Raw genomic sequence first — 25,495 nt, 5'->3', positions numbered from 1 at the left:
CTGACATGGACAAGAAACAATCGCGTCTGCGTCGCGGACGCCAAACCCGCATCAAGATCGCCCAGCTGGGCGTGAATCGCCTGTCGATTCACCGCACCAACCTGCACATCTATGCGAACCTGATCAGCCCGGATGCGAAGGTCCTGGTTTCGGCTTCGACGCTGGAAGCAGAAGTGCGCGCTGAACTCGGTGGCAAATCCGGCGCCGGCGGCAACGCTGCAGCCGCTGCCCTGGTCGGCAAGCGCGTCGCAGAAAAAGCACTGAAAGCAGGAATCACCGAAGTCGCATTCGACCGTTCGGGTTTCCGTTACCACGGCCGTGTCAAGGCGCTGGCAGATGCCGCGCGTGAAGCCGGTCTGAAGTTCTAAGGAAGAATCGTCATGGCAAAAATGCAAGCGAAAATGGCAAGCGACAAGCCGGATGATGGCATGCGCGAAAAAATGATCGCGATCAACCGCGTGACCAAAGTGGTCAAGGGTGGTCGTATCATGGGTTTTGCAGCGCTGACCGTTGTCGGTGACGGCGATGGCCGCATCGGCATGGGCAAAGGCAAGTCGAAGGAAGTTCCAGTCGGCGTGCAAAAAGCGATGGAAGAAGCCCGCCGCAACCTGATCAAGGTGCCCCTCAAGAACGGTACGCTGCACCACACCGTTACCGGTCGTCACGGCGCCTCGCGCGTCCTGATGTCGCCGGCCAAGCCGGGTACCGGCGTGATCGCTGGTGGCGCAATGCGCGCTATCTTCGAGGTGATGGGCGTGACCGACGTGGTCGCCAAGTCGACCGGTTCGTCGAACCCGTACAACCTGGTTCGCGCGACCCTCGACGGTCTGGCAAAAATGAGCACTCCGGCTGACATCGCTGCCAAGCGCGGCAAGTCGGTCGAAGACATCATCGGCTAAGGTGAAGACAATGGCAAACACCATCAAAGTACAACTGGTCAAGGGCCTGATCGGCACCCGTCAAGACCACCGCGCTACCGTGCGTGGTCTGGGTCTGCGCCGCGTCAACTCGGTCTCCGAGTTGCAGGACACCCCGTCGGTGCGCGGCATGATCAACAAAGTCTCGTACCTCGTTAAAGTAGTCGGGTAAGCCTTCGGGCTTACCTAACGGAGAAAACAATGGAATTGAATACCATTCAACCAGCTGACGGCGCCAAGCACGCTAAGCGTCGCGTCGGCCGCGGTATCGGCTCCGGCCTGGGCAAGACCGCCGGTCGCGGTCACAAGGGTCAGAAATCGCGTTCGGGCGGCTTCCACAAGGTCGGCTTCGAAGGCGGCCAGATGCCTCTGCAGCGTCGTCTGCCGAAGCGCGGCTTCAAGTCGCTGAACGCCACCTTCAAGGCTGAAGTCCGTCTGTCGGACCTGAACGCCCTGGCCGTCGGCGAGATCGACATCCTGGTGCTGAAGCAAGCAGGCATCCTGCCAGTGGTGGCACGCGACGTGCGCGTCATCCTGTCGGGCGAGATCACCAAAGCGGTGACCCTCAAGGGCCTGAAAGCGACCGCGGGCGCGAAAGCGGCCATCGAAGCAGCTGGCGGTTCGGTCGCGTAAAGCGATCGCTGCCTGATCGGAGCAAAAATTGGCGACTAATTCACAACTTGGTAAAAGCGCCGCCGCCGGATTCCCCTGGGGCCGGCTGTGGTTTTTGCTTGGCGCATTGGTCGTGTACCGCATCGGTGCTCATATCCCGGTCCCCGGGATTGATCCGGTCGCGCTGGCGTCGCTGTTCAAGGAAAACTCGAACGGCATCCTGGGCATGTTCAACATGTTCTCGGGGGGCGCGCTGTCCCGCTTTACCGTGTTCGCACTCGGGATCATGCCCTACATTTCGGCTTCGATCATCATGCAGCTGGGGTCGATCGTCTCGCCGCAACTGGAAGCGCTGAAGAAGGAAGGCGAAGCAGGGCGCCGCAAGATCACCCAGTACACCCGTTACTTCACGGTGGCACTGGCTCTGTTCCAGGCGTTCGGCATCGCCGTCGCGCTCGAGGCCCAGCCGGGTCTCGTGCTCGAACCAGGCATGGCATTCCGCTTCGTCACGGTCGTGACCCTCTTGACCGGCACCATGTTCCTCATGTGGCTGGGCGAGCAGATCACCGAACGTGGCCTGGGCAACGGCATTTCGATCATCATTTTCGCCGGTATCGCAGCCGGTCTGCCGTCGGCACTGGGTGGCCTGTTCACCCTGGTCTCGAACGGTTCGATCAGCAGCATCGCCGCGATCATTATCGTCATCCTGGTGGTTGCGGTTACGTATGCAGTCGTGTTCGTTGAACGCGGTCAGCGCAAGATCCTCGTGAATTACGCCAAGCGCCAGGTCGGCAACAAGGTGTACGGTGGCACAACCAGCCACCTGCCCCTGAAGCTGAACATGGCCGGCGTGATCCCGCCGATCTTCGCGTCCTCGATCATCCTGTTCCCGGCGACGATCGTCGACTGGTACACGCGGGGCAAGGACTCCAGCGGCCCGTTCATCGGGTTCCTGAAAGACCTGGCCGCCTCGCTGACGACCGGTGAGCCGATCCACGCGTTGCTGTATGCGGTGGCGATTGTGTTCTTCTGCTTCTTCTACACCGCGCTGGTATTCAACAGCAAGGAAACGGCGGACAACTTGAAGAAGAGCGGCGCGTTTGTTCCGGGCATCCGTCCGGGCGAGCAGACCGCACGCTACATCGACAAGATCCTGATGCGCCTGACCCTGGCCGGTGCGGTCTATATCACCCTCGTGTGCCTGGTGCCGGAGTTCCTGCAGTCGTTCTGGAAAGTTCCTTTCTATTTCGGCGGCACGTCGCTCCTGATTATCGTGGTGGTGACCATGGACTTCATGGCACAAGTGCAGAACTACGTCATGTCGCAGCAATACGAATCGCTGCTGCGCAAGGCTAACTTCAAGGGCGGAATCCCGTCGCGTTAAGCGGCAGGAGGAATGGACCGAATGGCAAAAGACGACGTCATCCAAATGCAGGGCGAGATTCTCGAGAATCTCCCAAATGCGACATTTCGCGTAAAGCTGGAAAACGGGCATGTGGTCCTGGGGCATATCTCGGGTAAAATGCGGATGAACTATATCCGCATCCTCCCGGGCGACAAGGTAACGGTCGAACTCACGCCGTACGACTTGTCCCGGGCGCGCATCGTATTCCGCACCAAGTAAAAAATATTAAGTAAACTCACCAGAGAGAGTACAAAATGAAAGTTAATGCTTCAGTCAAGCGGATCTGCCGCAACTGCAAGATCATCAAGCGCAAGGGCGTGGTCCGCGTGATCTGCGTCGAGCCGCGTCACAAGCAGCGTCAAGGTTAAGAGGAATAACGAATGGCACGTATTGCAGGGGTTAACATCCCAAATCATCAGCACACTGTTATCGGCCTGACGGCGATCTACGGTGTTGGCCGTCCACGTTCGCAGAAAATCTGCGAAGCGACCGGTATCGCGACCAACAAGAAGGTCAAGGACCTGGACGACAACGAACTCGAGAAGCTGCGTGACGAAGTCGCGAAGTTTGTCGTGGAAGGCGACCTGCGCCGCGAACTGTCCATGAACATCAAGCGTCTGATGGATCTGGGTTGCTACCGCGGCATGCGTCACCGTAAGGGTCTGCCAGTGCGCGGTCAGCGTACCCGCACCAATGCACGTACCCGCAAAGGTCCGCGCAAGGCCGCTCAATCGCTGAAGAAATAATCTAGGAACCGACCATGGCTAAGCAACAAAGCAGCGCAGCAGCAGCTCGCGTCCGCAAGAAAGTCAAGAAGAACGTGGCTGAGGGCATCGCCCACGTCCACGCTTCGTTCAACAACACCATCATCACGATCACCGACCGCCAGGGCAACGCCCTGTCGTGGGCGACGTCGGGTGGCGCTGGCTTCAAGGGTTCGCGTAAATCGACCCCGTTCGCGGCACAGGTCGCTGCTGAAGCAGCCGGCAAGGTCGCTCAAGAAAGCGGCGTGAAGAACCTGGAAGTGCGCATCAAGGGCCCAGGCCCAGGCCGTGAATCGGCTGTGCGTGCACTGAACAACCTGGGCATCAAGATCACCGAGATCCAGGACGTTACCCCAGTTCCGCACAACGGCTGCCGTCCGCCGAAGCGTCGCCGTATCTAAGGCAGGGGCGGGGAGTCCTCCGCCTTTTCCTTGATCGCAGCGCGGAAGCAACGCGTCGTATCAAATATGCCGGTGCAGTCGCCCAGATTGGGTTATACTGCCCGGCTATTCTCGCCTCGGACTCATCCTCCGGGGCGTTCTTTCAGCCACGTCCGCTCATACATGGGTCGGACTAGCGCCTGCCGCATCGCTTGCGATGCCTCCGGGGCGTGATTAATACATCAAAGGATTCAACGTGGCACGTTATATCGGACCAAAAGCAAAACTGTCGCGCCGTGAAGGCACCGACCTGTTCCTGAAGAGCGCACGCCGCTCGCTCGATTCGAAGTGCAAACTGGACGTCAAGCCAGGCCAGCACGGCGTCAAGTCGGGTGCCCGCACCTCGGACTACGGCAACCAGCTGCGTGAAAAGCAGAAGGTCAAGCGCATGTACGGCATCCTGGAACGCCAGTTCCGCCGCTACTTCGCCGAAGCGTCGCGCCGCAAGGGCAACACCGGCGAAACCCTGCTGAAGCTGCTGGAATCGCGCCTGGACAACGTTACCTACCGCATGGGCTTCGGCTCGACCCGCGCCGAAGCGCGCCAGCTGGTCAGCCACAAGGCCTTCACCGTCAACGGTAACGTCGTGAACATCGCTTCGTACGCCGTCAAGACCGGCGACGTCATCGCCGTTCGCGAAAAGGCCAAGAAGCAAGTGCGTATCATCGAAGCCCTGTCGCTGGCCGAACAAGTCGGCATGCCGAGCTGGGTGTCGGTCGACAGCAAGAAGATGGAAGGCACCTTCCGTTCGTTCCCAGAGCGTAACGAGATCGCCGCCGACGTCAACGAAGCGCTGATCGTCGAACTGTACTCGCGTTAATAGAACCTAGTACATGCGCCCGCTCCTCACCGAGCGGGCGTTGCAGTTTTCAGAATTCACCACATGCCATCAGCCTTATCGGTGTAACGAGCCGAGGGTATTGAAGAGGACATTTCATGCAAAATAGTTTGTTGAAGCCACGTATCATCGACGTCGAAGCCCTGGGCGCCGGTCACGCAAAAGTCGTGATGGAGCCGTTCGAACGTGGTTATGGCCACACGCTGGGTAACGCGCTGCGCCGCGTCCTGCTGTCGTCGATGATCGGCTACGCGCCGACCGAAGTGACGATCGCCGGCGTCGTGCACGAGTACTCGTCGCTCGACGGCGTGCAGGAAGACGTCGTCGACCTGCTGCTGAACCTGAAGGGTGTCGTGTTCAAGGTGCACAACCGTGACTCCGTGACCCTGACCCTGAAGAAGGAAGGCGAAGGCGCAGTCCTGGCATCGGACATCGATCTGCCGCATGACGTGGAACTGATCAACCCGGATCACGTGATCGCTCACCTGACCGCCGGTGGCAAGCTGGACATGCAGATCAAGGTCGAGAAGGGCCGTGGTTACGTGCCGGGTAACGTCCGTCGCCTGTCGGAAGACACCAACAAGACGATCGGCCGCATCATCCTGGACGCATCGTTCTCGCCAGTGCGCCGCGTGTCGTACGCCGTCGAATCGGCGCGCGTCGAGCAGCGTACCGATCTGGACAAGCTGATCATCAACATCGAGACCAACGGCGTCATCACCCCGGAAGAAGCGATCCGTCAGTCGGCACGCGTCCTGGTTGACCAGCTGAACGTCTTCGCCGCGCTGGAAGGCACGGAAGCGGCTGCCGAAGCACCATCGCGTGCTCCGCTGGTCGATCCGATCCTGCTGCGTCCGGTCGACGACCTGGAACTCACGGTCCGTTCGGCGAACTGCCTGAAGGCCGAGAACATCTACTACATCGGCGACCTGATCCAGCGTTCGGAAAACGAACTGCTCAAGACGCCGAACCTGGGCCGCAAGTCGCTCAACGAAATCAAGGAAGTCCTGGCTTCGCGCGGTTTGACCCTGGGCATGAAGCTGGAAAACTGGCCTCCTGCTGGTCTGGAAAAATAAATTGTCGTACCTATCCGGACACCATTGTCCGGATAGTCTCAACTCCTAATAACCGGTCCGCGTTCTGCGCAAGCCTGAACGATCGAAGAACTGGATTTCATACACTCGAAAGGAAGTACCATGCGTCACCGTCACGGCCTCCGTAAGCTGAACCGTACCTCGTCCCACCGTCTCGCCATGCTGCGCAACATGACCGTCTCGCTGCTGCGTCATGAAGCCATCAAGACCACCGTGCCGAAAGCCAAGGAACTGCGTCGCGTCATCGAACCGATCCTGACCCTGGGCAAGACCGACACCCTGGCCAACAAGCGCCTGGCATTCGCCCGCCTGCGCGACCGCGAAATGGTGCAGAAGCTGTTCGCCGAACTCGGCCCACGTTACGCCAACCGCAACGGCGGCTACCTGCGCATCCTGAAAATGGGTTTCCGCGTGGGCGACAATGCGCCGATGGCCTACGTCGAACTGCTGGACCGTCCGGAAGTCACCTCGGCTGAAGAAGCACCGACCGCCGAGTAATCGCTTCTCGCGAATGAAAAAACCAGGCCTCGTGCCTGGTTTTTTTTCGCCTGCGCGGGCCGTGCCGCGCAATGGCGCCGGCCGATCGTGCCCGTTACCCATCGGTAGGCAGTCCGGTGTACCATTCCTGCGCTGTCGTCATCCAAAGGAAGTCATGTCCCTGTTCCGTCTCCGTCCGATCCGCGCGCCGCTGCTGGCCGCACTGTCGCTGCTGTTCATTGTCCTTGCCGTGCTGGCCGCGCCAGGCCGCGCGCAGGACTTCCTCGACCCGGCCGTCGCCTTCAAGTTCTCGGCGCGCATGGAGGGCGACCGCACCGCGGTCGTTACCTACGATATCGCCCCCGGCTACTACATGTACCGCGAGCGCTTTGCCTTCACGGCGCGCGGCGCCACCTTGGGCACGCCGCAGATCCCGGCCGGCAAGGTGAAGTTCGACGAGACCTTCGGCAAGGAAGTCGAGACCTACCACGGTTCGGTGACGATCCGCATCCCGGTCGAAGGGGGCGGCTCCTTCAACCTGAACGCCACCAGCCAGGGCTGCGCCGATGCCGGCCTGTGCTATCCGCCGCAGGAACACACTGCACAACTGACGGCAGCCGGCGGCGCGGCGCCGCAGGCGAGCATTCCGCTCGGCGCGAACGGCAGTGCGCCGGCGCCGTTGTCGTCGGCACCGCAGGGCGAGGGCGGCGCCGTGGCGCGTCTCGGCTTGCCGGTCGAGCGTGCGCCGGCAGTCGATACGCCTGCTCAGGCAGCGGTCCAGCAAGCGGCCACGGACGCGCAGGAGGGCGGCATGCCGCCTGCCGCCAGTCCCGCGTCATCGGCCGCCGTCGCCGCTTCGCCATCGGGCGCCGCGCCATCCGACCTGTCCGCCATCGATTCCGTGCTGCAGGGCGGCCGCCTGCTTGCCATCGTCCCGGCCTTCATCCTGCTCGGCCTGGGCCTGGCGTTTACCCCCTGCGTGCTGCCGATGGTGCCGATCCTGTCCTCGATCATCGTCGGCGAGGGCGGCAAGGCGAAGCGCTCGCGTGGCCTGGTGCTGTCGATTACCTATTCGCTCGGCATGGCCATCGTCTACACGGCGCTGGGCGTGGCGGCCGGCCTGATCGGCGAGGGCCTGGCCGCCGCGCTGCAGAACCCCTGGGTGCTGGGCGCCTTTGGCCTCCTGATCGTGGCGATGGCGATGTCGATGTTCGGCTTCTACGAACTGCAGGTGCCGGCCGCGCTCCAGACGAAACTGAGCGGCGTGTCGAACCGCCAGGCCTCGGGCAAGCTGGCCGGCGTGTTTGCCATGGGCGCGATCTCGGCCCTGATCGTCGGCCCCTGCGTGGCCGCGCCCCTGGCCGGCGCCCTGGTCTACATCAGCCAGACGCGCGACGTGCTGGTCGGCGGCGCAGCCCTGTTCTCGATGGCGGTCGGCATGAGCATTCCGCTGCTGCTGGTCGGCGTCTCGGCCGGCTCGCTGCTGCCGAAAGCGGGCGCCTGGATGGACTCCGTCAAACGCTTCTTCGGCGTGCTGATGCTGGCCATGGCCCTGTGGCTGGTGTCGCCGGTGCTGCCAGTGGTCGCGCAGATGATCCTGTGGGCGGCGCTGCTGCTCGGCTACGGCGCCTATCTGCTGCGCCGGCGCGGGCACTGGGCGGCGCTGGCCTTTGGCGCCGCGTTCGGCATCCTCGGCGCGATGCAGCTGGTCGGCGTGGCCAGCGGCGGACGCGATCCGCTGGCGCCGCTGGCGCACCTGACGGGAACCCAGAAGCAGCCGCTGCACTTCCAGCGCGTGAAGACGGTGGCCGAACTGGATGCGGCGCTCGCCCGATTGAACGGCAAGACCGCCATGCTCGACTTCTATGCCGACTGGTGCGTGTCCTGCAAGGAGATGGAAAAGCTGACCTTCGTCGATCCGCAGGTGCAGGCGCGGCTGGCAAATACGGTGCTGCTGCAGGTGGATGTGACCGCCAACGATGCCGACGACAAGGCGATGCTGAAGCGCTTCGGGCTGTTCGGGCCGCCGGGGATCATCTTCTTCGATAAAGGGGGGAAGGAGATCGCGGATAGCCGGGTGATCGGGTATCAGAATGCGCAGAAGTTCTTGGGGTCGCTGGAGCGCTTGGACTGATCGACCGACACCATGGCTGACGCGGGGCGCTTCGACTTGCATGTGCCGTACCGCGTGGGCAGTAGGGCTGGCTAAATGCCAGCACTACGAATGCCCACCCTACAAGAACTTCGCCGTGGCCGCGTTAACGAAAAAAGGGATGCCGAGGCATCCCTTTTTGTTTGCTACATCTGCCTGATTTAGCTTTGCATGGCTGCGCTGCGGGCGCCGTGATGGCCAGGACCGCCATGGCCACGGTGCTTGCCGAAGCCGCCGCGCATCGGCTGGCTGTCGAACACTTTCTTTTGTTCCGGCGTGAGCACGGCATAGAAATTGTTCAGGGCTGCCAGGCGCGCTTCCATGCGCGCGGTGCGTTGTTTCTGGCGCTCGACCATGCGTTCCATGCGCTGTGGCGCGGGCAGGGCGGCGAACTGGGCGCGCTCGCCGGTCTTGCCCGTACCTTGGTGCTGCGGACGCTGGGCCGGCTTGCCGGCGGCCAGGAAGGCGGCAAACGCCGGTTCCTGCTGCTCGGTGAGCTTCAGGTCGGCGCGCAGCTTGGCGGCGCGTGCGGCCTGGCGTTCGGCGCGCTTGGCCTGGAATTGCGCACGTTTGGCCTGGCGTTCGGCCTGGTGGGCGGCGCGCTGCTCGGCCGTGACGGCGTGGCCGTGGCGGCCTTCCGGCGCGGCAGCCGGGGTGGTCTGGGCAAACGCGGCGCCGGCGAAACCGACAGCGGCAAAGGCAACCAGGATCTGCTTGCGAAGGGTGTTCATGTGATGTCCTTTCAGTGTGTGAGTCAGCCGTTGCGTGCAAGTGAACTGCGCTCTGCACGGGATCCATCATCGCCAAAAAGTGTAAGCGCAGCGTGTCCCCTGTCCCGCACTTTGTATCAATATGTTTCCCTGTTGAATCCATATACATACCGATACAAATGCGCTGTTCAGGGCCCTTTTAAGTAAGGATAATTGCAGGTATGGACAATTCTTCTACCATCCTCATCGTCGACGACGACCGCGACATCCGCCAGCTGCTGGCCGATTATCTCGAGTCGAACGGTTACCGCGCGCTGGCCGCCGCCGACGGCAGCGCGATGTGGAAAATCCTCGACGAGTCGCGCCCCGACCTGATCGTGCTCGACCTGAACCTCCCCGGCGACGACGGCCTGACCCTGTGCCGCAAGCTGCGCGCCACCTCGACCCTGCCGGTCATCATGCTGACCGCCCGCAACGAGCCGCTCGACCGCATCCTGGGCCTGGAAATGGGTGCCGACGACTACCTGCCCAAGCCCTTCGAGCCGCGCGAGCTGCTGGCGCGCATCCGCAGCGTGCTGCGCCGCTCGCACGCCATGCCCTCGAACGCGCCGGCCGAAAACGTGCAGCAGATGCGCTTTTCGAACTGGACGCTCGACCTCACCGCGCGCCACCTGGTCAACCCGGAAGGCATCGTGATCATGCTCTCGGGCGCCGAGTTCCGCCTGCTGCGCGTCTTCCTGGAGCACCCGAACCGCGTGCTGAACCGCGACCAGCTGCTCAACCTCACGCAAGGCCGCGACGCTGACCCCTTCGACCGCTCGATCGACATCCAGATCAGCCGCCTGCGCCAGAAGCTGGGCGAAGACGCGCGCATGCCGCAGATCATCAAGACCGTGCGCAACGGCGGCTACGTGCTGGCCGGCCAGGTGACCGTGGAGCCGACTGCGTGAAAGCCTTCCTCGGCTCGATGACGGGCCGTGTCTTCATCACCCTGCTGCTCGGCGTGCTGATCACCGGCGCGCTAACCCAGTGGCTTGCCGACAACGAGCGCCAGCGCGTGCTCGAGCATGCGCGCGACCAGAACCTGATCGAACGCGCCGAGCAGCTGATCATGGCCACCGAAATCGTGCCGACCGCGGCGCGCCCGGCCTACCTGGAAGTGGCGAACCGTCCCGGCCTGTCGCTCGAAGTCGGCGCGCCGCGCCCGCTGGCGAAATCCACCAGCGACTTCGCCGAAACCCTGGCCGAGCGCCTCGGCGCCGGCTACCACATCGTCTCGGCCGACTCGCGCCCGCGCGCCTGCGACAGCCCGCCGCGCATCCCCCAGCTGTATGGCTTGCTGTCGGCGCGCTGGCGCGGCGCCTGCGAATTTTTGAACGTGCGCCTGCGCGACGGCGAGGAGTTGCGCCTGGCCGTGCTGCCGCCGCGCGCCGCCGCCGTCAACGACGACACCGACTACCGCGCCGTGATCGTCCTGTTCTTCCTCAGCATCGCCGGCCTGGCCTACCTGGTGGCGCGCATGACCACCCGTCCGCTGAAGCGCCTGGCGGTGGCCGCCCAGGAGCTCGGCAACGACATCAACCGCCCGCCGCTGGACGTGAGCGGCGCCAGCGAGATCCGCCAGGCCAGCACCGCCTTCAACGCCATGCAGGCGCGCATCCGCCAGTACATCTTCCAGCGCACGCAGATGCTGGCCGCCATCACCCACGATCTGCAGACCCCGCTCACGCGCATGCGCCTGCGCCTGGAAAAGGTGGCCGACGCCGACCTGCAGGAACGCCTGATCGGCGATCTGTCGGCGATGCAGGCCATGGTGCGCGAGGGCCTGGAGCTGGCGCGCAGCATGGACACCACCGAAACCATGCAGATGCTGGACCTCGACTCGCTGCTGGCCTCGAGCTGCGACGACGCCGCCGACGCCCACCAGGCGGTCACGCTCAGCGGGCGCTCGGGCATGGCCATCCTCGGCCGTCCGCTCGATTTGCGCCGCTGCCTCGGCAACCTGATCGACAACGCGGTGAAGTACGGCCGCGAGGCGAGCGTGACCGTGGACCGCGTGAACGGCGCGGCGCGCATCCGCGTGCGCGACAGCGGGCCGGGCATTCCGCCGGCCGAGCAGGCGCGCGTGTTCGACCCTTTCTACCGCGTCGAGACCTCGCGTTCGCGCGAATCCGGCGGTACCGGCCTGGGCCTGACCATCGCCCGGAATATCGCCGAGCAGCACGGCGGCAGCATCGCGCTGTCCAACCATCCCGAGGGCGGCCTGGAAGTCACGCTGATGCTGCCGGAGTACTATCCAGGCAAATAAGCGCCTGCGCATCAGGCTTGAGCGCATTGGTTAAGAATCATGTAAGTAAGTTGTCACACGCGGATGGCATACTGCCCGCCACGCTTTTGTGCCTGAGACATTGTTTGATTGATTGATAAAGCTGCCGGAACTGGCGGCAAGGGACCTGAATGAAAAAGAATACGCTCGCAGTCATCGCCGTCGTCGTCGCAGCCGGCATCGGCGGCGCCTGGTACATGAACCGCGGCGCCCACGCCGAAGGCGAGGGCAAGAACGGGCCGGCCGGCGCCGCTGGGGCGGCCCAGGGCCCGACCACCGTCAACGTGGCGGCGCCGCAGCGCCAGGACGTCGGCGTCGACGTCGCCGCCAACGGCACCGTGACCCCGCAGCAGACCGTCGATCTGCGTCCGCAGACCACCAGCACCATCCGCGAAGTGCACATCCGCGAGGGCCAGTTCGTCAAGAAGGGCCAGCTGATGTTCTCGCTCGACGACCGCAGCGACCGTGCCGCCGTGGCCCAGGCCGAGGCGGAAGTGGCGCGCGGCAAGGCCAACCTGGCCGACCTCGAGCGCCAGTACAAGCGCAGCCAGGACCTGGTTGCCCAGAAATTCCTGGCCCAGAGCGCTGTCGATTCGCTGCAAAGCCAGGTCGAAGCGGCCCGCGCCGCGGTGGCTGCGAGCGCCGCTTCTGTGCGTGCGAACCAGGTCAGCGCCAGCTACACCACGATCCGCGCGCCGCTGTCGGGCCGCGTGGGCGCCATCAATGTGTATGGCGGCAGCCTGGTGCAGCCGGCCACTTCGCTCACCACCATCACCCAGCTCGACCCGATCGACGTCGCCTTCACCCTGCCCGAGTCCTCGCTGGGCGCGCTGCTGGCGGCCCAGAAGGCCGGCAAGGTGGCCGTGCAAGCGAGCACCGGCGGCGAGGCGAAGCCCGTTACCGGCGAACTGATTTTCGTCGACAACACGGTCGACCCGACCAGCGGCACCATTCGCGTCAAGGCGCAGTTCAGCAACGCCGACGGCCAACTGTGGCCGGGACAATACGTCAACACCCGGGTCACGGTGCGCACGATCCAGGACGCCGTCGTGATTCCGCAAAATGCGATTATCATCAACGCCTACGGCACCTTCGTCTATGTTGCCGAGAAAGACGGCACCGCGCGCCAGGTGCCGATCGTACGCCAGCATGCCTTTGGCCTGAACGCGGCCGTGACCGGCTTGAACGGCAATGAACAGGTAATTACCGAAGGCAAGCAGAACCTGCGTCCGGGCGGCAAGATCAAGATTGCCGCCGACGCCGGTCCCGCTGCCAAACCACAAGGCGCACCCGCGACGAAGGGTGGTGGAGCATGAATCTGTCCGAACTGTGTATCCGCCGTCCGGTGATGGTGGTCTTGCTGTCGATCAGCCTGGTGCTGGTCGGCATCCTGGCCTACATGCACATCCCGGTCGCGGCGCTGCCGAGCTATAACACGCCGGTCATCAACGTCGGCGCCAATTTGCCCGGGGCCAGCCCGGAAACCATGGCCTCCTCGGTCGCGCTGCCGCTGGAAAAGCAATTCTCGACGATTGCCGGCATCAAGCTGATCACCTCGACCAGCACCCAGGGCAATACCTCGCTGACCCTGGAATTCGACACCTCGATCGACGTCGACAAGGCGGCGGTCGACGTGCAGGCGGCGCTGCTGGCCGCCCAGCGCCAGTTGCCGCTGGAAATGACCGACTTGCCGGCCTACCGCAAGATCAACCCGGCCGACGCCCCGATCCTGTTCATGCACATGACCTCGCCCTCGATGGGCCTGGCCGAGCTGAACGACTACGCGGAGAACGTGGTGTCGCCGGCGATCTCGACCCTGCCGGGCATCGCGCAGGTCACCGTCAACGGCCAGAAGCGCTTCGCCGTGCGCGTGCGCGCCCGTTCCGATTTGATGAACGCGCGCAATATCTCGATGGACGAACTGGCCGCCGCCCTGCGCGCCGCCAATTCGAACACCCCGCTCGGCATCCTCGACGGCCCTGCGCAGACGCTGACCATCCAGGGCGGCGGCCAGCTCATGAAAGCAGCCGACTTCGCCAAACTCATCGTCGCCACCCGCGACGGCCTGCCGGTGCGCCTGGAAGAAGTGGCGCAGGTCGAAGACAGCTACCAGTCGGTGAAGGCCGCCGGCAGCCTGAACGGCGAACGCTCGATCGTGCTGATGGTGCAGCGCCAGCCGAACGCGAACACCGTGCAGGTGGTCGACGCCGTGCGCAACCTGATGCCGAAGTTCGAGACGCAGTTGCCGGCCTCGATCAAGATCAGTCTGGTGAACGACCGCTCGGTGTCGATCCGCGAAGCCATCCACGACGTGAACCTGACGCTGGCCGGCACCGTGATCCTGGTCATCCTGGTGATCTTCCTGTTCCTGCACCGCCTGACCGCGACCCTGATCCCGGCAGTCACGGTGCCGATCTCGCTGCTCGGTGCGCTGTCGCTGCTGTATGCCTTCGGCTATAGCCTGGACAATATTTCCCTGCTAGGGATTACGCTGGCCGTCGGCCTGGTGGTCGACGATGCCATCGTGGTGCTGGAAAACATCGTCCGCCACATGGAAATGGGGAAAAAGCCCTTCCATGCGGCCCTGGTCGGCTCGCGCGAGATGGGCTTCACCATCATCTCGATTTCGATCTCGCTGGTGGCAGTGTTCATCCCGATCTTCTTCATGCCGGGCGTGATCGGCCTGCTGTTCCGCGAATTCGCGGTGATCGTCGGCCTGGCCGTGCTGGTCTCGGCGGCCGTGTCGCTGACCCTGGTGCCGATGCTGTGCTCGCGCCTGATCAAGCATGGCGGCCACATCGAGCCGCACGAAATGTCCTGGGTCGGCCGCCGCTTCGAAGCCATGTTCACCAGCGTGCGCGACGGCTATGCGCGCACCCTGGACGGCGCGCTGCGCCACCGCTTCCTGGTGCTGATGCTGGCATTCGGCACCTTTGCCCTGACCGCCATCCTGTACATGAGCATGCCGAAGGGCTTCTTCCCCGAAGAAGACCTGGGCCAGATCCGCATCACCGTCGAAGCCTCGGAAGACACCTCCTCGCAGGCGATGATGGCGCTGCAGGGCAAGGTGGTCGACATCATGCGCGCCAACAAGCACGTGCAGGACGTCACCTCCTTTGTTGGTGGCGGGAACAGCGGCCGCATGTTCCTGGTGCTAGTGCCGCGCTCGGAGCGCCCGGCCATGCCGGAAGTGCTGGACGAGTTGCGCAAGGCCACCCGTGGCGTGGCCGGGGTGCAGGTCTACATGTCGCCGGTGCAGAATTTGCAGCTGGGCGGACGCCAGAGCAAGAGCCGCTACCAGTATTCGCTGCAAAGCGTGTCGGGCGGCGAGATCGGCAGCTGGGCCGACCAGTTCCTCGAACGCATGCGGCGCGATCCGAAGTTCCGCGACGTCACCAGTGATTCGCAGAATAAGGGCCTGCAAGCCACGCTCGACATCGACCGCGACAAGGCCGCGCGCCTGGGCGTGAACATGGCCGACGTGCGCACCGTGCTGTACGCCGCCTTCGGCGAACGCCAGGTCTCGACCATCTATTCGACTGCCGCCAGCTATTACGTGATCCTGGAAGCGGCCGAGGCCGACCGCTACTACGACGATGCGCTGTCGCGCGTGTCTGTGCGCTCGAACAATGGCGACCTGGTCAAACTGTCGAGCTTTGCAAATGTCCGCCGCACGGTCGGCCCGCTGGCGATCAACCACCAGGGACAACTCCAGGCGATCACGCTCGCCTTTAACCTGGCGCCAAACGTGCCGCTGGGCGACGCCACCGCCGCCATCGACGAGATGAAGCGCGAGATGAAGCTGCCGTCCTCGATCATCACGAACTACGGTGGCGACGCGGCGGTGTTCCAGGACACCCAGTCGAGCCAGCTGATCCTGATCATCACGGCCATCGGCGTCATTTATGTGCTGCTCGGCGTGCTGTACGAAAGCTATATCCACCCGCTGACCATTCTCGCCGGCCTGCCGTCGGCGGCAGTGGGCGCGCTGCTGACGCTGTGGATCTTCAACCTCGACCTGACCCTGATTGCGATGATCGGCATCCTGATGCTGATCGGTATCGTCAAGAAGAACGCGATCATGATGATCGACTTCGCGCTCGATGCGCAGAGGAATGCCGGCATGACCCCGGTCGAGGCGATCCGCGAAGCCTGCATCCTGCGCTTCCGTCCGATCCTGATGACGACCCTGGCGGCGATGATGGGCGCGCTGCCGATCGCGCTGGGCATCGGCGCCGGCGCCGAGCTGCGCCAGCCGCTGGGCCTGGCGGTGGTGGGCGGCCTGATCTTCTCGCAGGTGATCACGCTCTACATCACCCCGGTGATCTACCTGTACCTCGACAAGTACAGCGGCAGCGGGCCGATGACCGACGTCGACATCGCCGCGCACGAGGCCATGCATGGCGCCGGGCACGCTGCCGCACCAGCGCCTGCGCCTGCAAGCACGCCGGTCTCGCTGCACAAGATTGGCTGAAACACAATGTAACAACTATCAGGAAAACCGACCTGTAAGCTGTGCAGCGCAACGCGGCTGTGCGCCGGAGACCCAAAGCAGGTAGACTGCGCGGGTAGACTTCGACTCACCCCCGCATTGCGCTGACCAGTTTCCCGGAAAGTTTTATTGATCTTGCGTGACCATTCCCACTCCTACGCCGAGCACAGCGATGTTTGCCAGCATTGCGGACAGCCGCTGCCTGGCGCCGTGGTGCCGACCTATGGCAGGCAGGGGCCCAACCGCACCGGCCTGGCGGTCACGATCGCCTTGCACCTGCTGCTGGTAGCGCTCTACTTCTACCAGCCCGAACGCACCGAGAAAAAGGCCAAGCCGCCGCCGGGCGGGGAAGTGGTCTATGTGCAACCGCTGTCGAAACCGAAGCCGCCCCAGGCCCAGGCGCCGGCCAAGACCAGCAAACCCTCGAAGAACCCGGCGCAGCCGCGGCCGACGACCCCGCGCGTCGAGCGCCTGCCCGACACCATCACGCTGCCCGAGGAAAAGCCGCGCATTGTCGACAAGGTCGAGCCGCCGCCGCCCGAACCGAAGCCGGAGGCCAAGCCCGAGGAAGCGCCGCCGATGGACATGGCCGAGTACATCGCCCGCAAGCGTGCCCAACGCGGCGCCACCGAGCCGAGCCAGTCGGAAGAGGAAAGCGAAGCCGCACGCGGCACCAGGAATGCGCTGGCCAACATTGCCGCCATCAATAACCGCGGCCGCGACGACGCCAACGAAAGCGGCGGCATCTTCTCGGTCTCGAACAAGACCTTCCACAGCATGGACCTGAAGTTCCGCGGCTGGAACCCGAACTTCAAGCGCCGCTGGCTGACCGCAGTGACCGTGGAGCAGGGCAGCGAGCCGGACGTCGAGACCGCCGTGGTGAAGAAGATGATCGAACTGATCCGCCGCGAAAAGACCGGCGACTTCGAATGGGAATCGCATCGCCTGGGCAAGGTGGTGACGATGAGTGCGCGGCCCAAGGATACGGCCGAGCTGCACGCTTTCCTGATGAAGGAAATGTTCCCCAATTACAGCCCGCCGCGCTGATCGGCGCGCATTCGCCGCCGTTGTCCGCTGGCCACGCGTTGCTCGATGCGTGGCCTTTTCTTTTTCGGCGGCACGCACTCCGCACGATTGCACCGCACGCCTTTGCGCTGCACCAGCGCCGTGCGCTCCAGACCGGCTTAGGCTGAGCGGAGTACCCGCCGCGTTCGCTTCACAGGCCACCGGCGGGCATCTCGCCGTTTCCGCTACCGGAGCCTGTCATGACCCAGCACGCCGTCAATCCCGCACGCCGCCGCATCCTGCAATCCACCGTCCTCACCGCCGGCGCCAGCCTGCTGCCCTTCGGCGCCGGGCTGGCCCAGCCGCCGGCACGGGCGCGCTGGCGACGCCCCGCCGCGAGCTCGAAGATAGGCGTGCGCATGCTCCAGAGCTACGCCCGCGCCGTGCGCGCCATGCTGGCGCTGCCGCCCGAAGACCCGCGCAACTGGTATCGCCAGGCCATCGTCCACACCCTCGACTGCCCGCACGGCAACTGGTGGTTCCTGCCCTGGCACCGCGGCTACCTCGGCTGGTTCGAGCAGGTCTGCCGCGAACTGAGCGGCGACCCGCAGTTCGCCTTGCCATACTGGGACTGGACCGCCGAGCAGCGCCTGCCCGAGGGCATGTTCGACGGCGTGCTCGACCCGAACCACAGCGCCTTCTACGGCACCGGCCCCGAGTTCGAGGCGCGCCTGGCCGCGGCGGTGGCGAGTTCCGGCTACTGGACCTCGCCGGGCGGCGTCTACACCCGCAACTCGCAGTACGGCCAACTGCTGGCGCGAAACATCCGCTTCGACGCCGACGTCATGTTCGACATCCTGCGCGACCCGTCCGGGCGCATGTTCCACGACCAGCCAGGCGCGCGCGGCATCGTGCGCGAGCGGCCCGGCATTTCGCTGGCGACGAGCGACGCGGTGGCCCCGGCCACGATCCGCGCCGCCCTCGACGCGCCCGACTTTCCCACCTTTGCCAGCCCGAAGAGCGCGAATCACAGTGTCTCGGCCGGCTTCGGCGTGCTGGAAGCGCGTCCGCACAATTCGGTGCACCGCTGCGTCGGCTCGCGCGACTGCAACTTCACGGAAACGCGCGGCTTCATGGCCGACATGCTGTCGCCGGTCGACCCGGTGTTCTTCCTGCACCATGCGAACATCGACCGCCTGTGGGACGTCTGGACGCGCCGCCAGACGCTGCTCGGCCTGCCGATCCTGCCGGCCGGCGTCGAGCTGCGCACCGACTTGCCGGACGACCAGAAGTCGGCAGCGGAAAGGGCCACCGATTACTACCGCTGGGCACGCGAACCGCTGCTGTTCTTCGTCGACGCCAAGGGCGCGCCGGTGACGCAGACCCGCGCCGGCGACTACGAGGCCACCGGTTTCTTCGACTACGACTACGAGGCGGGGAGCGGCGAGGAAACGCTGCCGAAGGCGGCCAGCGCCATGGCGCGTGCGCAGCGTGTGGCGCGGCGCGTGTTTCCCGGATCGGTGCTGAGCCGCGCGGTCGGCGGTGCTCGGCCGGCCACGGCCCAGGTGAAAGTGACGGCAGGCACGCTGGAAAGTGCGGTCGAGGCAGGGCAGACCGTGGTGGCGAACATCACGCTGAACTTCCCGCAGGCTTGCCGCGACCCGTACGTCGTGATCCTGAACGGGCCGGAGAATCCGCACGGCATCGACGCCGGCAGCCCTTTCTACCTGGCCACGATCGTAATGTTCGGCCACCGCGGCTCCTGCGGCGCACTCAGCTTCGCGCTGCCGCTCGGCGCCAAGCTGAGCGCGGCGCGCGGGGCAGGATCGTCCGACGATGCGCTGCGGCTGCGGGTGGTGCCGATGCACGCGATGATGGGGCATCACGACATGGGCGATGAGGACGTCGAATTAGTCGCGGCGAACGTCGAGGTGTATTGAGGCTTGGATTGGGTTGGGTTCTGTAGGGTGGGCACCTGTGCCCACGCGGTATGGCACCGCCGCGTGTCGAAACGTCTGTACCGGATGAACACGATAGGCAACGCTCCGCTACCCGCCCCTCACCCGCTCACGGCGCGCCTATTCATCCGTACCATACCGCGTGGGCACAGGTGCCCACCCTACAACGGCAACGGCAACGGCAACGGCAACGGCAACGGCAACGACGACGGCAAACGGCGAAAAAAAACCGTGCAGCAGCACGGTTTTTCATAAGCAGACTTCGGGACGCGCTCAGGCGCCAGCTTTGAGCTTGCGCGCCACATCCAGCGCGAAGTAGGTCAGCACGCCATCGGCGCCGGCGCGCTTGAAGGCCATCATCGATTCCATCATGACCTTGTCGTGGTCCAGCCAGCCGTTCTGGGCGGCGGCCTTCAGCATCGCGTATTCGCCGCTGACCTGGTAGGCAAAGGTCGGCACCTTGAACTCGTCCTTCACGCGGCGCACCACGTCCAGGTAAGGCATGCCGGGTTTCACCATCACCATGTCGGCGCCCTCGGCCAGGTCGAGCGCCACTTCGCGCAGGGCCTCGTCGATGTTGGCCGGGTCCATCTGGTAAGTGTTCTTGTCGGCCTTGCCCAGGTTGGCGGCCGAGCCGACGGCGTCGCGGAAGGGGCCGTAGAAGGCCGAGGCATATTTCGCCGAGTAGGCCATCAAACGGGTGTGGATGAAGCCGCGCTCTTCCAGGGCATTGCGGATCACGCCCATGCGGCCGTCCATCATGTCCGATGGGGCGACGATGTCGACGCCGGCTTCGGCCTGGGCCAGGGCCTGGCGCGTCAGCATGGCGATCGTCTTTTCGTTGACGATGTAACCGGTCTCGTCCGGCAAGCCGTCCTGGCCGTGGGTGGTGTAGGGGTCGAGGGCGACGTCGGTGAGGATGCCGAGCTCAGGGAAGTGTTTTTTGAGCGCCCGCACGGCGCGCGGCACCAGGCCGTCGGGATTGGTCGCTTCCACGCCGTCGTAGGTCTTGAGCGAGGCGTCGATCACCGGGAACAGGGCCAGCACCGGGATGCCGAGCGACACGCATTCTTCGGCAACCTTCAGCAGCAGGTCGATCGAGACGCGCTCGACGCCCGGCATCGAGGCCACTTGCTGGCGCTGGTTTTCGCCGTCGAGGATGAAGACCGGGTAGATCAGGTCCGAGGCGGTAACGGTGTTTTCGCGCATCAGGGCGCGCGAGAAGGGGTCGCGGCGCATGCGGCGCATGCGCGTGTTCGGGTATTGGCCGGTAATGATGGAACTCATCGTGATCGCTTTCTATCAGGATTGGTCGGGGACCGGGTTTTCTTCCTCGTCGCCTGCCTCATCTTCATCGTTGCCGGACAGGCCGATCAACTCCTGGATCTTGGCGTCCGCCTCTTCGATGCCGATCCGCTTCAGCGCGGAGAACAGTTGCACCGTGAACGGGAAACCTTCGCCGTCCTCGTCGACATAGCTGTCGAGGATGCCGCGGGCTTCGCGCAGCACGTTGGCCTGCTCGTTGCGGTTCAGCTTGTCGGCCTTGGTCAGGATGCAGTGGATTGGTTTACCGGTCGGGGCGAACCATTCCAGCATCTGCACGTCGAGGTCGGTGAAGGGGCGGCGCGAATCCATGATCAGCACCAGGGCCGCGAGCTGCTCGCGGCGCTGGACGTAGTCGCCCAGCAGTTTTTGCCAGTGCAGCTTGGCGTTGCCCGACACTTCCGCGTAGCCGTAACCCGGCAAGTCGACCAGCAGGGCCTGGATTTCCTCGACGATGGTCGGGTCCTTGCGGTGCTGGCCGACGTGGGCGCCGCCGATCGAAAAGTAATTGATGTGCTGGGTACGCCCCGGCGTTTTCGACGCGAAGGCGAGACCTTTTTGATTGGTCAGGATATTGATCGCGGTCGACTTGCCCGCGTTGGAGCGGCCGGCAAAGGCGATCTCGGGAACCCGGGTGGACGGGAGATCACGCAGTTGGTTGACGGTCGTGAAGAAGCGGGCTTGCCAGAGTTTGGACATGGAAGAGAGGTGAAAAATGCAAGGAAATGAGGCGTGGAGGAAACAATCCTATTGTACAATAAGGGGTTATCAATTGTTTGCCACCGGTAAGGCCGCAGTACATATCAAACTGTTTTCGACTTTTTCAGGGTGCTCGAATGAATCGTGTGTCTGTATCGTCCGCTAGTGCGGTGTTCATGAAATCGTTGTTGCTTGCCACCCTGGCGTTCGGTTCCGCTGCCGCTGCCCAGCCTGTCGCTGCCCAGCCTGCCGCAGCCCAGCCTGCCGCTGCTTCTGCTGCCGCCAAAGCCGACCCTGCCAAAGGCGCCACCCTGTACGAAAGCGGCGACACCGCGCGCGGCTTGCCGGCCTGCCTGTCCTGCCATGGCGCCAACGGCAACTCGACCATCGTCGCGAACCCGAAACTCTCGGCGCAGTTCGAAGCCTACACCCACAAGCAACTGGTCGACTTCACGACGCCGCAGCGCAACAACCCGGTGATGACCACCTACGCCAAGATGCTGACCGAGGAAGACAAGCGCAATATCGCTGCCTACCTCGCTGTGCAGAAAGTGAAGCCGGGCGCTGCGAAGAACAAGGATACCGTGGAACTGGGCCGCAAGATCTACCGCGGCGGCATTGCCGACAAGGGCGTCGCCGCTTGCGCCAGCTGCCATGGCGCCGCCGGCGCCGGCATCCCGATCCAGTATCCGCGCCTGGCCGGCCAGCATCAAGATTACACCCTGGCCCAATTGGCTGCATTCAAGACCGGTGCGCGCGCCAACAGCCCGCAGATGACGGTCCTGTCCCAGCGCCTGTCGGATGCGGAAATGAAGGCGGTTGCCGACTACATCGCGGGCCTGCGCTGATCAGTATGCTCCACCCGTAAGGAAAGGGCGTCCAGCGCGAGCTGACGCCCTTTTTGCTGTAAACTCGCGGCGCACCTGACCGCATGAGAAAGTAAGTCTGAGAATGAGCACCACGGGAATTGAATTGAAGACGCGCCGGCGCGCGCTGGCCGAAGCCGTCGAGCTGGTCTCATCGATGCGGTTTGCCATCAGTTTGCTGATGATCCTGGCGATTGCCGCCATCATCGGCACGGTGTTGCGCCAGGGCGACGCCATGCCGAACTACGTGAATCAGTTCGGCCCCTTCTGGTATGAAGTCTTCCGCAAGCTCGGCCTGTACACGGTGTATACCGCTTGGTGGTTCCTGGCGATCCTGCTGGCGCTGATCGTGTCCACCGGCCTGTGCGTCGTGCGCAACGCGCCGAAGATGATGCGCGACATGCGCAGCTGGCGCGACCACGTGCGCGAGGAATCGCTGCGCAACTTCCACCACAAAAGTGAATGGAGCACGCCGCTCGACTACGTGGCCCTGGCCCAGCAGAGCGCGAACCGCCTCGGGCACGCCGGCTACAAAGTGAAGGTGGTGGACAAGGGCCACGGCATCCTGGTGGCGGCGAAGAAGGGCGCCGGCAACAAGTTCGGCTATATCTTCGCGCATACGGCGATCATCGTGATCCTGCTGGGCGGCATGCTCGATTCCGAACTGCCCATCCGCTTCCAGCAATGGTTCCTGGGTAAGACGCCGTATGCCGGCACTGGCGTGATTTCCCAGATTCCGGCCCAGCACCGCCTCGGCCTGGGCAACCCGACCTACCGCGGCAACACCCTGCTGGCCGAAGGCCAGACCGGCAACACCGCGATCCTGCCGCAGGCCACCGGCGTGCTGGTGCAGGATTTACCGTTCGCCATCGAGCTGAAGAAATTCCACATCGATTTCTATTCGACCGGCATGCCGAAGCTGTTCGCCAGCGACGTCGTGGTGCACGACCGCGAGGCGGGCAAGACTTTCCCGGCCACCATCAAGGTCAACGAGCCGCTGATTTATAAAGGCGTGGCCGTCTACCAGTCGAGCTTCGAGGACGGCGGCAGCAAGCTCAAACTCACCGGCTTCCCGATGGCGGGCACCGAGTCGAAGTCCTTCGACATTGCCGGCGTCGTCGGCAATTCCACCGACCTGAAAACGCCGAGCGGCGCCTTTGCCGTCGAGTGGTCGGGTTTCCGTCCCTTCAACGTCGAGAACACGGCGGCCGGCAACGACGTGCGCGCCGTCACCAAGGGCCAATCCTTCAACGAGCAGTTCGCGGCGACCCTGGGCAAGGCCTCGGGTTCGGCCGGCAAGAACGCGAACAACAAGGACTTGAAGAACGTCGGCCCGAGCGTGCAATACAAGCTGCGCGACCAGACCGGCCAGGCACGCGAATTCATGAACTACATGCAGCCGGTGACGCTCGAAGGTTCGCAAGTCTTCCTGGCCGGCGTGCGCACCAGCCCGGCCGAAGGCTTCCGCTTCCTGCGCATCCCGGCCGACGACAACTACAGCGTGCGCGAATGGATGCGCCTGCGCGCCGCGCTCGCCAACCCGGCCCTGCGCACGCAGGCCGCCGAACGCTACGCGGCGCGCGCGCTGGCGCCGGGGCAGGGGAGCCAGCCCGGCTTTGGCGACCAGCTGCGCCAGTCGGCCGAACGCACGCTCGGCATCTTTGCCGGCGACAATACACCGGGCGGCTTTGTCGCCGTGGCCCAGTTCCTGGAAAAGATCCCGGCGGCCGAGCAGGAAAAGGCGGCCAACGTCTTCATCAAGATGCTCAACGGCGTGCTGTGGGAGCTGTGGCAGGTGGCCCGCGCCAAGGATGGCGAAGCGGCCATCGAAGGCAGCGACAAGCACGGCCGCTTCCTGCAACTGGCGACGAACGCGCTGTCGGACAGCTTCTTCTACGGCGCCCCGGTCTATTTGCAGCTGGACGAGTTCCATGAAGTAAAAGCCTCGGTGCTGCAGGTGACGCGTTCGCCGGGCAAGAAGATCGTCTACCTCGGCTGCGTGCTGCTGGTGGCCGGCATCTTTGCGATGTTCTACATCCGCGAGCGCCGCCTGTGGGTGTGGGTGCGCCAGGATGGTGACGGCGCCCACGCCCTGATGGCGATGAGCACCCAGCGCAAGACCCTGGATTTCGAGAAAGAATTCGCCGACCTGGCAGCCAAGCTGCCGCAATCGGCGTAAGCTGACGCTGCCAGTACCAGCAGCATTGGAGAAAGATATGGAAGCATCCCGGGAATCATCCCACCCCGCCCCGACCCCACGTCCTGTCAGCATCGACAAGGGTGGCGTGTACACCGAAGCGCCCGGCTATTTCCGCCGCTTGAGCGCCATCGACTGGCTGTTCGGCGCCGGCCTGCTGGCCGCGGCCCTGTTTGCGCTGAGCCGCTACGCCCACTTCATGGACGGCTACGAACGCGCGATCCTGCTGCTGTCGGCGCCGACCTTTGCCGCCTTGGGCTGGCACTGGAAGCCCGTGCGCTGGCTGATGCCGGTGGTGGCCCTGCTGTCGCTGTGGGCGATCTCGATGTACGACGGCTCGCTGGCGGCGGCCGAGCAGAAATTCTTCCTCAAGTACATGCTGTCGAGCCAGTCGGCCATCCTGTGGATGAGTGCGCTGTTCGTGTTCTCGACCGTGTTCTACTGGATCGGGCTGCTCAGCCGCTCGGGCTCGGGCGGCGCCATCGGTTCGCGCCTGTGCTGGGCCGCCGTGGTGCTGGGCTTTACCGGCATGATGGTGCGCTGGTTCGAGTCTTACCTGATCGGGCCGGACGTCGGCCACATCCCGGTGTCGAATTTGTACGAGGTGTTCATCCTGTTCGCGATGATCACGGCGCTGTTCTACCTGTACTACGAAGAGCGCTATGCCACGCGCCAGCTGGGCGCCTTTGTACTGCTGATCATTTCGGCGGCGGTCGCCTTCCTGCTCTGGTACACGGTGTCGCGCGACGCCGCCACCATCCAGCCGCTGGTGCCGGCCCTGCAAAGCTGGTGGATGAAGATCCACGTACCGGCCAACTTCATCGGCTACGGCACCTTTGCCCTGGCGGCGATGGTCGGCACGGCCTACCTCCTGAAATCGCATGGCATCCTGGCGGACCGCCTGCCGTCGCTGGAAGTGCTGGACGACGTGATGTACAAGGCGATCTCGGTTGGCTTTGCCTTCTTCACCGTGGCCACCATCCTCGGCGCGCTGTGGGCGGCCGAAGCCTGGGGCGGCTACTGGTCGTGGGACCCGAAGGAAACCTGGGCGCTGATCGTCTGGCTGAACTACGCCGCCTGGCTGCACCTGCGTTTGATTAACGGCCTGCGCGGCAAGATGGCGGCCTGGTGGGCGCTGGTGGGCTTGCTGGTGACCACGTTTGCCTTCCTGGGCGTGAACATGTTCCTGTCGGGGTTGCATTCCTACGGCGAGCTGTAAT

The 25,495-nt window shown here is 64.2% G+C and carries 25 protein-coding genes; 22 read left to right on the top strand and 3 right to left on the bottom strand.

Going from position 1 to position 25,495, the window contains the following annotated elements:
• The first annotated feature begins 5 nt into the window (after nucleotides 1-5).
• From rplR to dsbD, 13 genes are all read left to right on the top strand, one after another.
• A complete protein-coding gene (rplR, locus tag LK540_RS13235; protein WP_229437765.1) occupies nucleotides 6-368 on the top strand; it encodes a 50S ribosomal protein L18 in 363 nt (120 codons plus the stop codon).
• A 12-nt stretch (nucleotides 369-380) separates the two neighbouring features.
• On the top strand, nucleotides 381-899 hold the full coding sequence (gene rpsE / locus LK540_RS13230) for a 30S ribosomal protein S5 (RefSeq protein WP_229437764.1): 519 nt from the start codon (nucleotides 381-383) through the stop codon (nucleotides 897-899).
• A 10-nt stretch (nucleotides 900-909) separates the two neighbouring features.
• Nucleotides 910-1,089: a 50S ribosomal protein L30 gene (gene rpmD / locus LK540_RS13225; RefSeq protein WP_056337609.1), complete on the top strand. Its 180-nt coding sequence runs from the start codon at nucleotides 910-912 to the stop codon at nucleotides 1,087-1,089.
• A 29-nt stretch (nucleotides 1,090-1,118) separates the two neighbouring features.
• Nucleotides 1,119-1,550, top strand: coding sequence for a 50S ribosomal protein L15 (gene rplO, locus LK540_RS13220; RefSeq protein ID WP_229437763.1), 432 nt, complete (start codon nucleotides 1,119-1,121; stop codon nucleotides 1,548-1,550).
• Between the two features lie 28 nt (nucleotides 1,551-1,578).
• Entirely contained in the window at nucleotides 1,579-2,913 is a 1,335-nt protein-coding gene (secY, locus tag LK540_RS13215) for a preprotein translocase subunit SecY (protein WP_229437762.1), read from the top strand.
• A 21-nt stretch (nucleotides 2,914-2,934) separates the two neighbouring features.
• Complete coding sequence (gene infA, locus LK540_RS13210) at nucleotides 2,935-3,153, top strand: translation initiation factor IF-1 (protein ID WP_005663428.1); 219 nt, start codon at nucleotides 2,935-2,937, stop codon at nucleotides 3,151-3,153.
• A 35-nt stretch (nucleotides 3,154-3,188) separates the two neighbouring features.
• Entirely contained in the window at nucleotides 3,189-3,302 is a 114-nt protein-coding gene (gene rpmJ, locus LK540_RS13205) for a 50S ribosomal protein L36 (protein WP_005663407.1), read from the top strand.
• 12 nt (nucleotides 3,303-3,314) lie between these two features.
• A complete protein-coding gene (rpsM, locus tag LK540_RS13200; RefSeq protein ID WP_229437761.1) occupies nucleotides 3,315-3,680 on the top strand; it encodes a 30S ribosomal protein S13 in 366 nt (121 codons plus the stop codon).
• A 14-nt stretch (nucleotides 3,681-3,694) separates the two neighbouring features.
• Nucleotides 3,695-4,099, top strand: a complete 405-nt coding sequence (gene rpsK / locus LK540_RS13195) for a 30S ribosomal protein S11 (RefSeq protein WP_005663404.1) — start codon at nucleotides 3,695-3,697, stop codon at nucleotides 4,097-4,099.
• Between the two features lie 235 nt (nucleotides 4,100-4,334).
• The gene (gene rpsD / locus LK540_RS13190; RefSeq protein WP_229437760.1) at nucleotides 4,335-4,958 is read left to right on the top strand and encodes a 30S ribosomal protein S4; all 624 of its coding nucleotides are present in this window, start codon (nucleotides 4,335-4,337) and stop codon (nucleotides 4,956-4,958) included.
• A 116-nt stretch (nucleotides 4,959-5,074) separates the two neighbouring features.
• Nucleotides 5,075-6,052: a DNA-directed RNA polymerase subunit alpha gene (locus LK540_RS13185; protein WP_026354946.1), complete on the top strand. Its 978-nt coding sequence runs from the start codon at nucleotides 5,075-5,077 to the stop codon at nucleotides 6,050-6,052.
• A 120-nt stretch (nucleotides 6,053-6,172) separates the two neighbouring features.
• Nucleotides 6,173-6,568: a 50S ribosomal protein L17 gene (rplQ, locus tag LK540_RS13180; protein WP_005663400.1), complete on the top strand. Its 396-nt coding sequence runs from the start codon at nucleotides 6,173-6,175 to the stop codon at nucleotides 6,566-6,568.
• A 154-nt stretch (nucleotides 6,569-6,722) separates the two neighbouring features.
• A complete protein-coding gene (gene dsbD / locus LK540_RS13175) occupies nucleotides 6,723-8,681 on the top strand; it encodes a protein-disulfide reductase DsbD (protein ID WP_229437759.1) in 1,959 nt (652 codons plus the stop codon).
• A 179-nt stretch (nucleotides 8,682-8,860) separates the two neighbouring features.
• Here dsbD and LK540_RS13170 read toward each other — a convergent pair whose 3' ends face one another.
• Nucleotides 8,861-9,430 (bottom strand): Spy/CpxP family protein refolding chaperone, encoded by a 570-nt coding sequence (locus LK540_RS13170; RefSeq protein WP_229437758.1) that lies wholly within the window; start codon nucleotides 9,428-9,430, stop codon nucleotides 8,861-8,863.
• Nucleotides 9,431-9,630: 200 nt separating this feature from the next.
• Between LK540_RS13170 and LK540_RS13165 the strand changes: the two genes are divergently transcribed.
• The 6 genes from LK540_RS13165 (at nucleotide 9,631) to LK540_RS13140 (ending at nucleotide 19,172) form a co-directional block, all read left to right on the top strand.
• A complete protein-coding gene (locus LK540_RS13165) occupies nucleotides 9,631-10,359 on the top strand; it encodes a response regulator (RefSeq protein WP_229437757.1) in 729 nt (242 codons plus the stop codon).
• Entirely contained in the window at nucleotides 10,356-11,717 is a 1,362-nt protein-coding gene (locus tag LK540_RS13160) for an ATP-binding protein (protein ID WP_229437756.1), read from the top strand. The genes LK540_RS13165 and LK540_RS13160 overlap by 4 nt, the downstream gene beginning before the upstream one ends.
• A 149-nt stretch (nucleotides 11,718-11,866) precedes the next feature.
• Nucleotides 11,867-13,051 (top strand): efflux RND transporter periplasmic adaptor subunit, encoded by a 1,185-nt coding sequence (locus LK540_RS13155; RefSeq protein ID WP_229437755.1) that lies wholly within the window; start codon nucleotides 11,867-11,869, stop codon nucleotides 13,049-13,051.
• Nucleotides 13,048-16,209 carry an efflux RND transporter permease subunit gene (locus LK540_RS13150; protein ID WP_229437754.1) on the top strand — a complete coding sequence of 1,054 codons (3,162 nt, stop codon included), beginning with the start codon at nucleotides 13,048-13,050 and terminating at the stop codon, nucleotides 16,207-16,209. The genes LK540_RS13155 and LK540_RS13150 overlap by 4 nt, the downstream gene beginning before the upstream one ends.
• A 153-nt stretch (nucleotides 16,210-16,362) precedes the next feature.
• Nucleotides 16,363-17,274, top strand: coding sequence for a hypothetical protein (locus tag LK540_RS13145; protein ID WP_229437753.1), 912 nt, complete (start codon nucleotides 16,363-16,365; stop codon nucleotides 17,272-17,274).
• Nucleotides 17,275-17,492: 218 nt separating this feature from the next.
• Nucleotides 17,493-19,172, top strand: coding sequence for a tyrosinase family protein (locus LK540_RS13140; protein WP_229437752.1), 1,680 nt, complete (start codon nucleotides 17,493-17,495; stop codon nucleotides 19,170-19,172).
• A 291-nt stretch (nucleotides 19,173-19,463) separates the two neighbouring features.
• Here the strand turns inward: LK540_RS13140 and hemB are convergent, their stop codons facing one another.
• Nucleotides 19,464-20,477, bottom strand: a complete 1,014-nt coding sequence (hemB, locus tag LK540_RS13135; RefSeq protein ID WP_229437751.1) for a porphobilinogen synthase — start codon at nucleotides 20,475-20,477, stop codon at nucleotides 19,464-19,466.
• Between the two features lie 15 nt (nucleotides 20,478-20,492).
• A complete protein-coding gene (gene yihA / locus LK540_RS13130) occupies nucleotides 20,493-21,212 on the bottom strand; it encodes a ribosome biogenesis GTP-binding protein YihA/YsxC (protein WP_229437750.1) in 720 nt (239 codons plus the stop codon).
• A gap of 176 nt (nucleotides 21,213-21,388) precedes the next feature.
• On the opposite strand from yihA, the gene LK540_RS13125 reads away from it, so the two are divergent.
• The 3 genes from LK540_RS13125 (at nucleotide 21,389) to ccsB (ending at nucleotide 25,494) form a co-directional block, all read left to right on the top strand.
• Nucleotides 21,389-22,060: a cytochrome c gene (locus LK540_RS13125; RefSeq protein ID WP_229437749.1), complete on the top strand. Its 672-nt coding sequence runs from the start codon at nucleotides 21,389-21,391 to the stop codon at nucleotides 22,058-22,060.
• Nucleotides 22,061-22,163: 103 nt separating this feature from the next.
• On the top strand, nucleotides 22,164-24,257 hold the full coding sequence (locus LK540_RS13120; RefSeq protein WP_229437748.1) for a cytochrome c biogenesis protein ResB: 2,094 nt from the start codon (nucleotides 22,164-22,166) through the stop codon (nucleotides 24,255-24,257).
• Between the two features lie 37 nt (nucleotides 24,258-24,294).
• Nucleotides 24,295-25,494 carry a c-type cytochrome biogenesis protein CcsB gene (gene ccsB, locus LK540_RS13115; RefSeq protein ID WP_229437747.1) on the top strand — a complete coding sequence of 400 codons (1,200 nt, stop codon included), beginning with the start codon at nucleotides 24,295-24,297 and terminating at the stop codon, nucleotides 25,492-25,494.
• Nucleotide 25,495 lies beyond the last annotated feature (1 nt).

The sequence above is a fragment of the Massilia sp. IC2-278 genome (assembly GCF_020708045.1).
GTDB lineage: Bacteria > Pseudomonadota > Gammaproteobacteria > Burkholderiales > Burkholderiaceae_D > Telluria.
This window is presented reverse-complemented; position numbering and strand designations above follow the sequence as displayed.

Coding starts and splice junctions, on each gene's coding strand:
- LK540_RS13170 (WP_229437758.1), bottom strand. CDS start 9,430: ATGAACACCCTTCGCAAGCAGATCCTGGTTGCCTTTGCCGCTGTCGGT.
- LK540_RS13125 (WP_229437749.1), top strand. CDS start 21,389: ATGAAATCGTTGTTGCTTGCCACCCTGGCGTTCGGTTCCGCTGCCGCT.
- infA (WP_005663428.1), top strand. CDS start 2,935: ATGGCAAAAGACGACGTCATCCAAATGCAGGGCGAGATTCTCGAGAAT.
- LK540_RS13185 (WP_026354946.1), top strand. CDS start 5,075: ATGCAAAATAGTTTGTTGAAGCCACGTATCATCGACGTCGAAGCCCTG.
- ccsB (WP_229437747.1), top strand. CDS start 24,295: ATGGAAGCATCCCGGGAATCATCCCACCCCGCCCCGACCCCACGTCCT.
- LK540_RS13120 (WP_229437748.1), top strand. CDS start 22,164: ATGAGCACCACGGGAATTGAATTGAAGACGCGCCGGCGCGCGCTGGCC.
- rpsK (WP_005663404.1), top strand. CDS start 3,695: ATGGCTAAGCAACAAAGCAGCGCAGCAGCAGCTCGCGTCCGCAAGAAA.
- rplQ (WP_005663400.1), top strand. CDS start 6,173: ATGCGTCACCGTCACGGCCTCCGTAAGCTGAACCGTACCTCGTCCCAC.
- dsbD (WP_229437759.1), top strand. CDS start 6,723: ATGTCCCTGTTCCGTCTCCGTCCGATCCGCGCGCCGCTGCTGGCCGCA.
- yihA (WP_229437750.1), bottom strand. CDS start 21,212: ATGTCCAAACTCTGGCAAGCCCGCTTCTTCACGACCGTCAACCAACTG.
- rpsM (WP_229437761.1), top strand. CDS start 3,315: ATGGCACGTATTGCAGGGGTTAACATCCCAAATCATCAGCACACTGTT.
- rpmJ (WP_005663407.1), top strand. CDS start 3,189: ATGAAAGTTAATGCTTCAGTCAAGCGGATCTGCCGCAACTGCAAGATC.
- rplO (WP_229437763.1), top strand. CDS start 1,119: ATGGAATTGAATACCATTCAACCAGCTGACGGCGCCAAGCACGCTAAG.
- rpsE (WP_229437764.1), top strand. CDS start 381: ATGGCAAAAATGCAAGCGAAAATGGCAAGCGACAAGCCGGATGATGGC.
- hemB (WP_229437751.1), bottom strand. CDS start 20,477: ATGAGTTCCATCATTACCGGCCAATACCCGAACACGCGCATGCGCCGC.
- LK540_RS13165 (WP_229437757.1), top strand. CDS start 9,631: ATGGACAATTCTTCTACCATCCTCATCGTCGACGACGACCGCGACATC.
- LK540_RS13150 (WP_229437754.1), top strand. CDS start 13,048: ATGAATCTGTCCGAACTGTGTATCCGCCGTCCGGTGATGGTGGTCTTG.
- rplR (WP_229437765.1), top strand. CDS start 6: ATGGACAAGAAACAATCGCGTCTGCGTCGCGGACGCCAAACCCGCATC.
- LK540_RS13155 (WP_229437755.1), top strand. CDS start 11,867: ATGAAAAAGAATACGCTCGCAGTCATCGCCGTCGTCGTCGCAGCCGGC.
- rpmD (WP_056337609.1), top strand. CDS start 910: ATGGCAAACACCATCAAAGTACAACTGGTCAAGGGCCTGATCGGCACC.
- LK540_RS13140 (WP_229437752.1), top strand. CDS start 17,493: ATGACCCAGCACGCCGTCAATCCCGCACGCCGCCGCATCCTGCAATCC.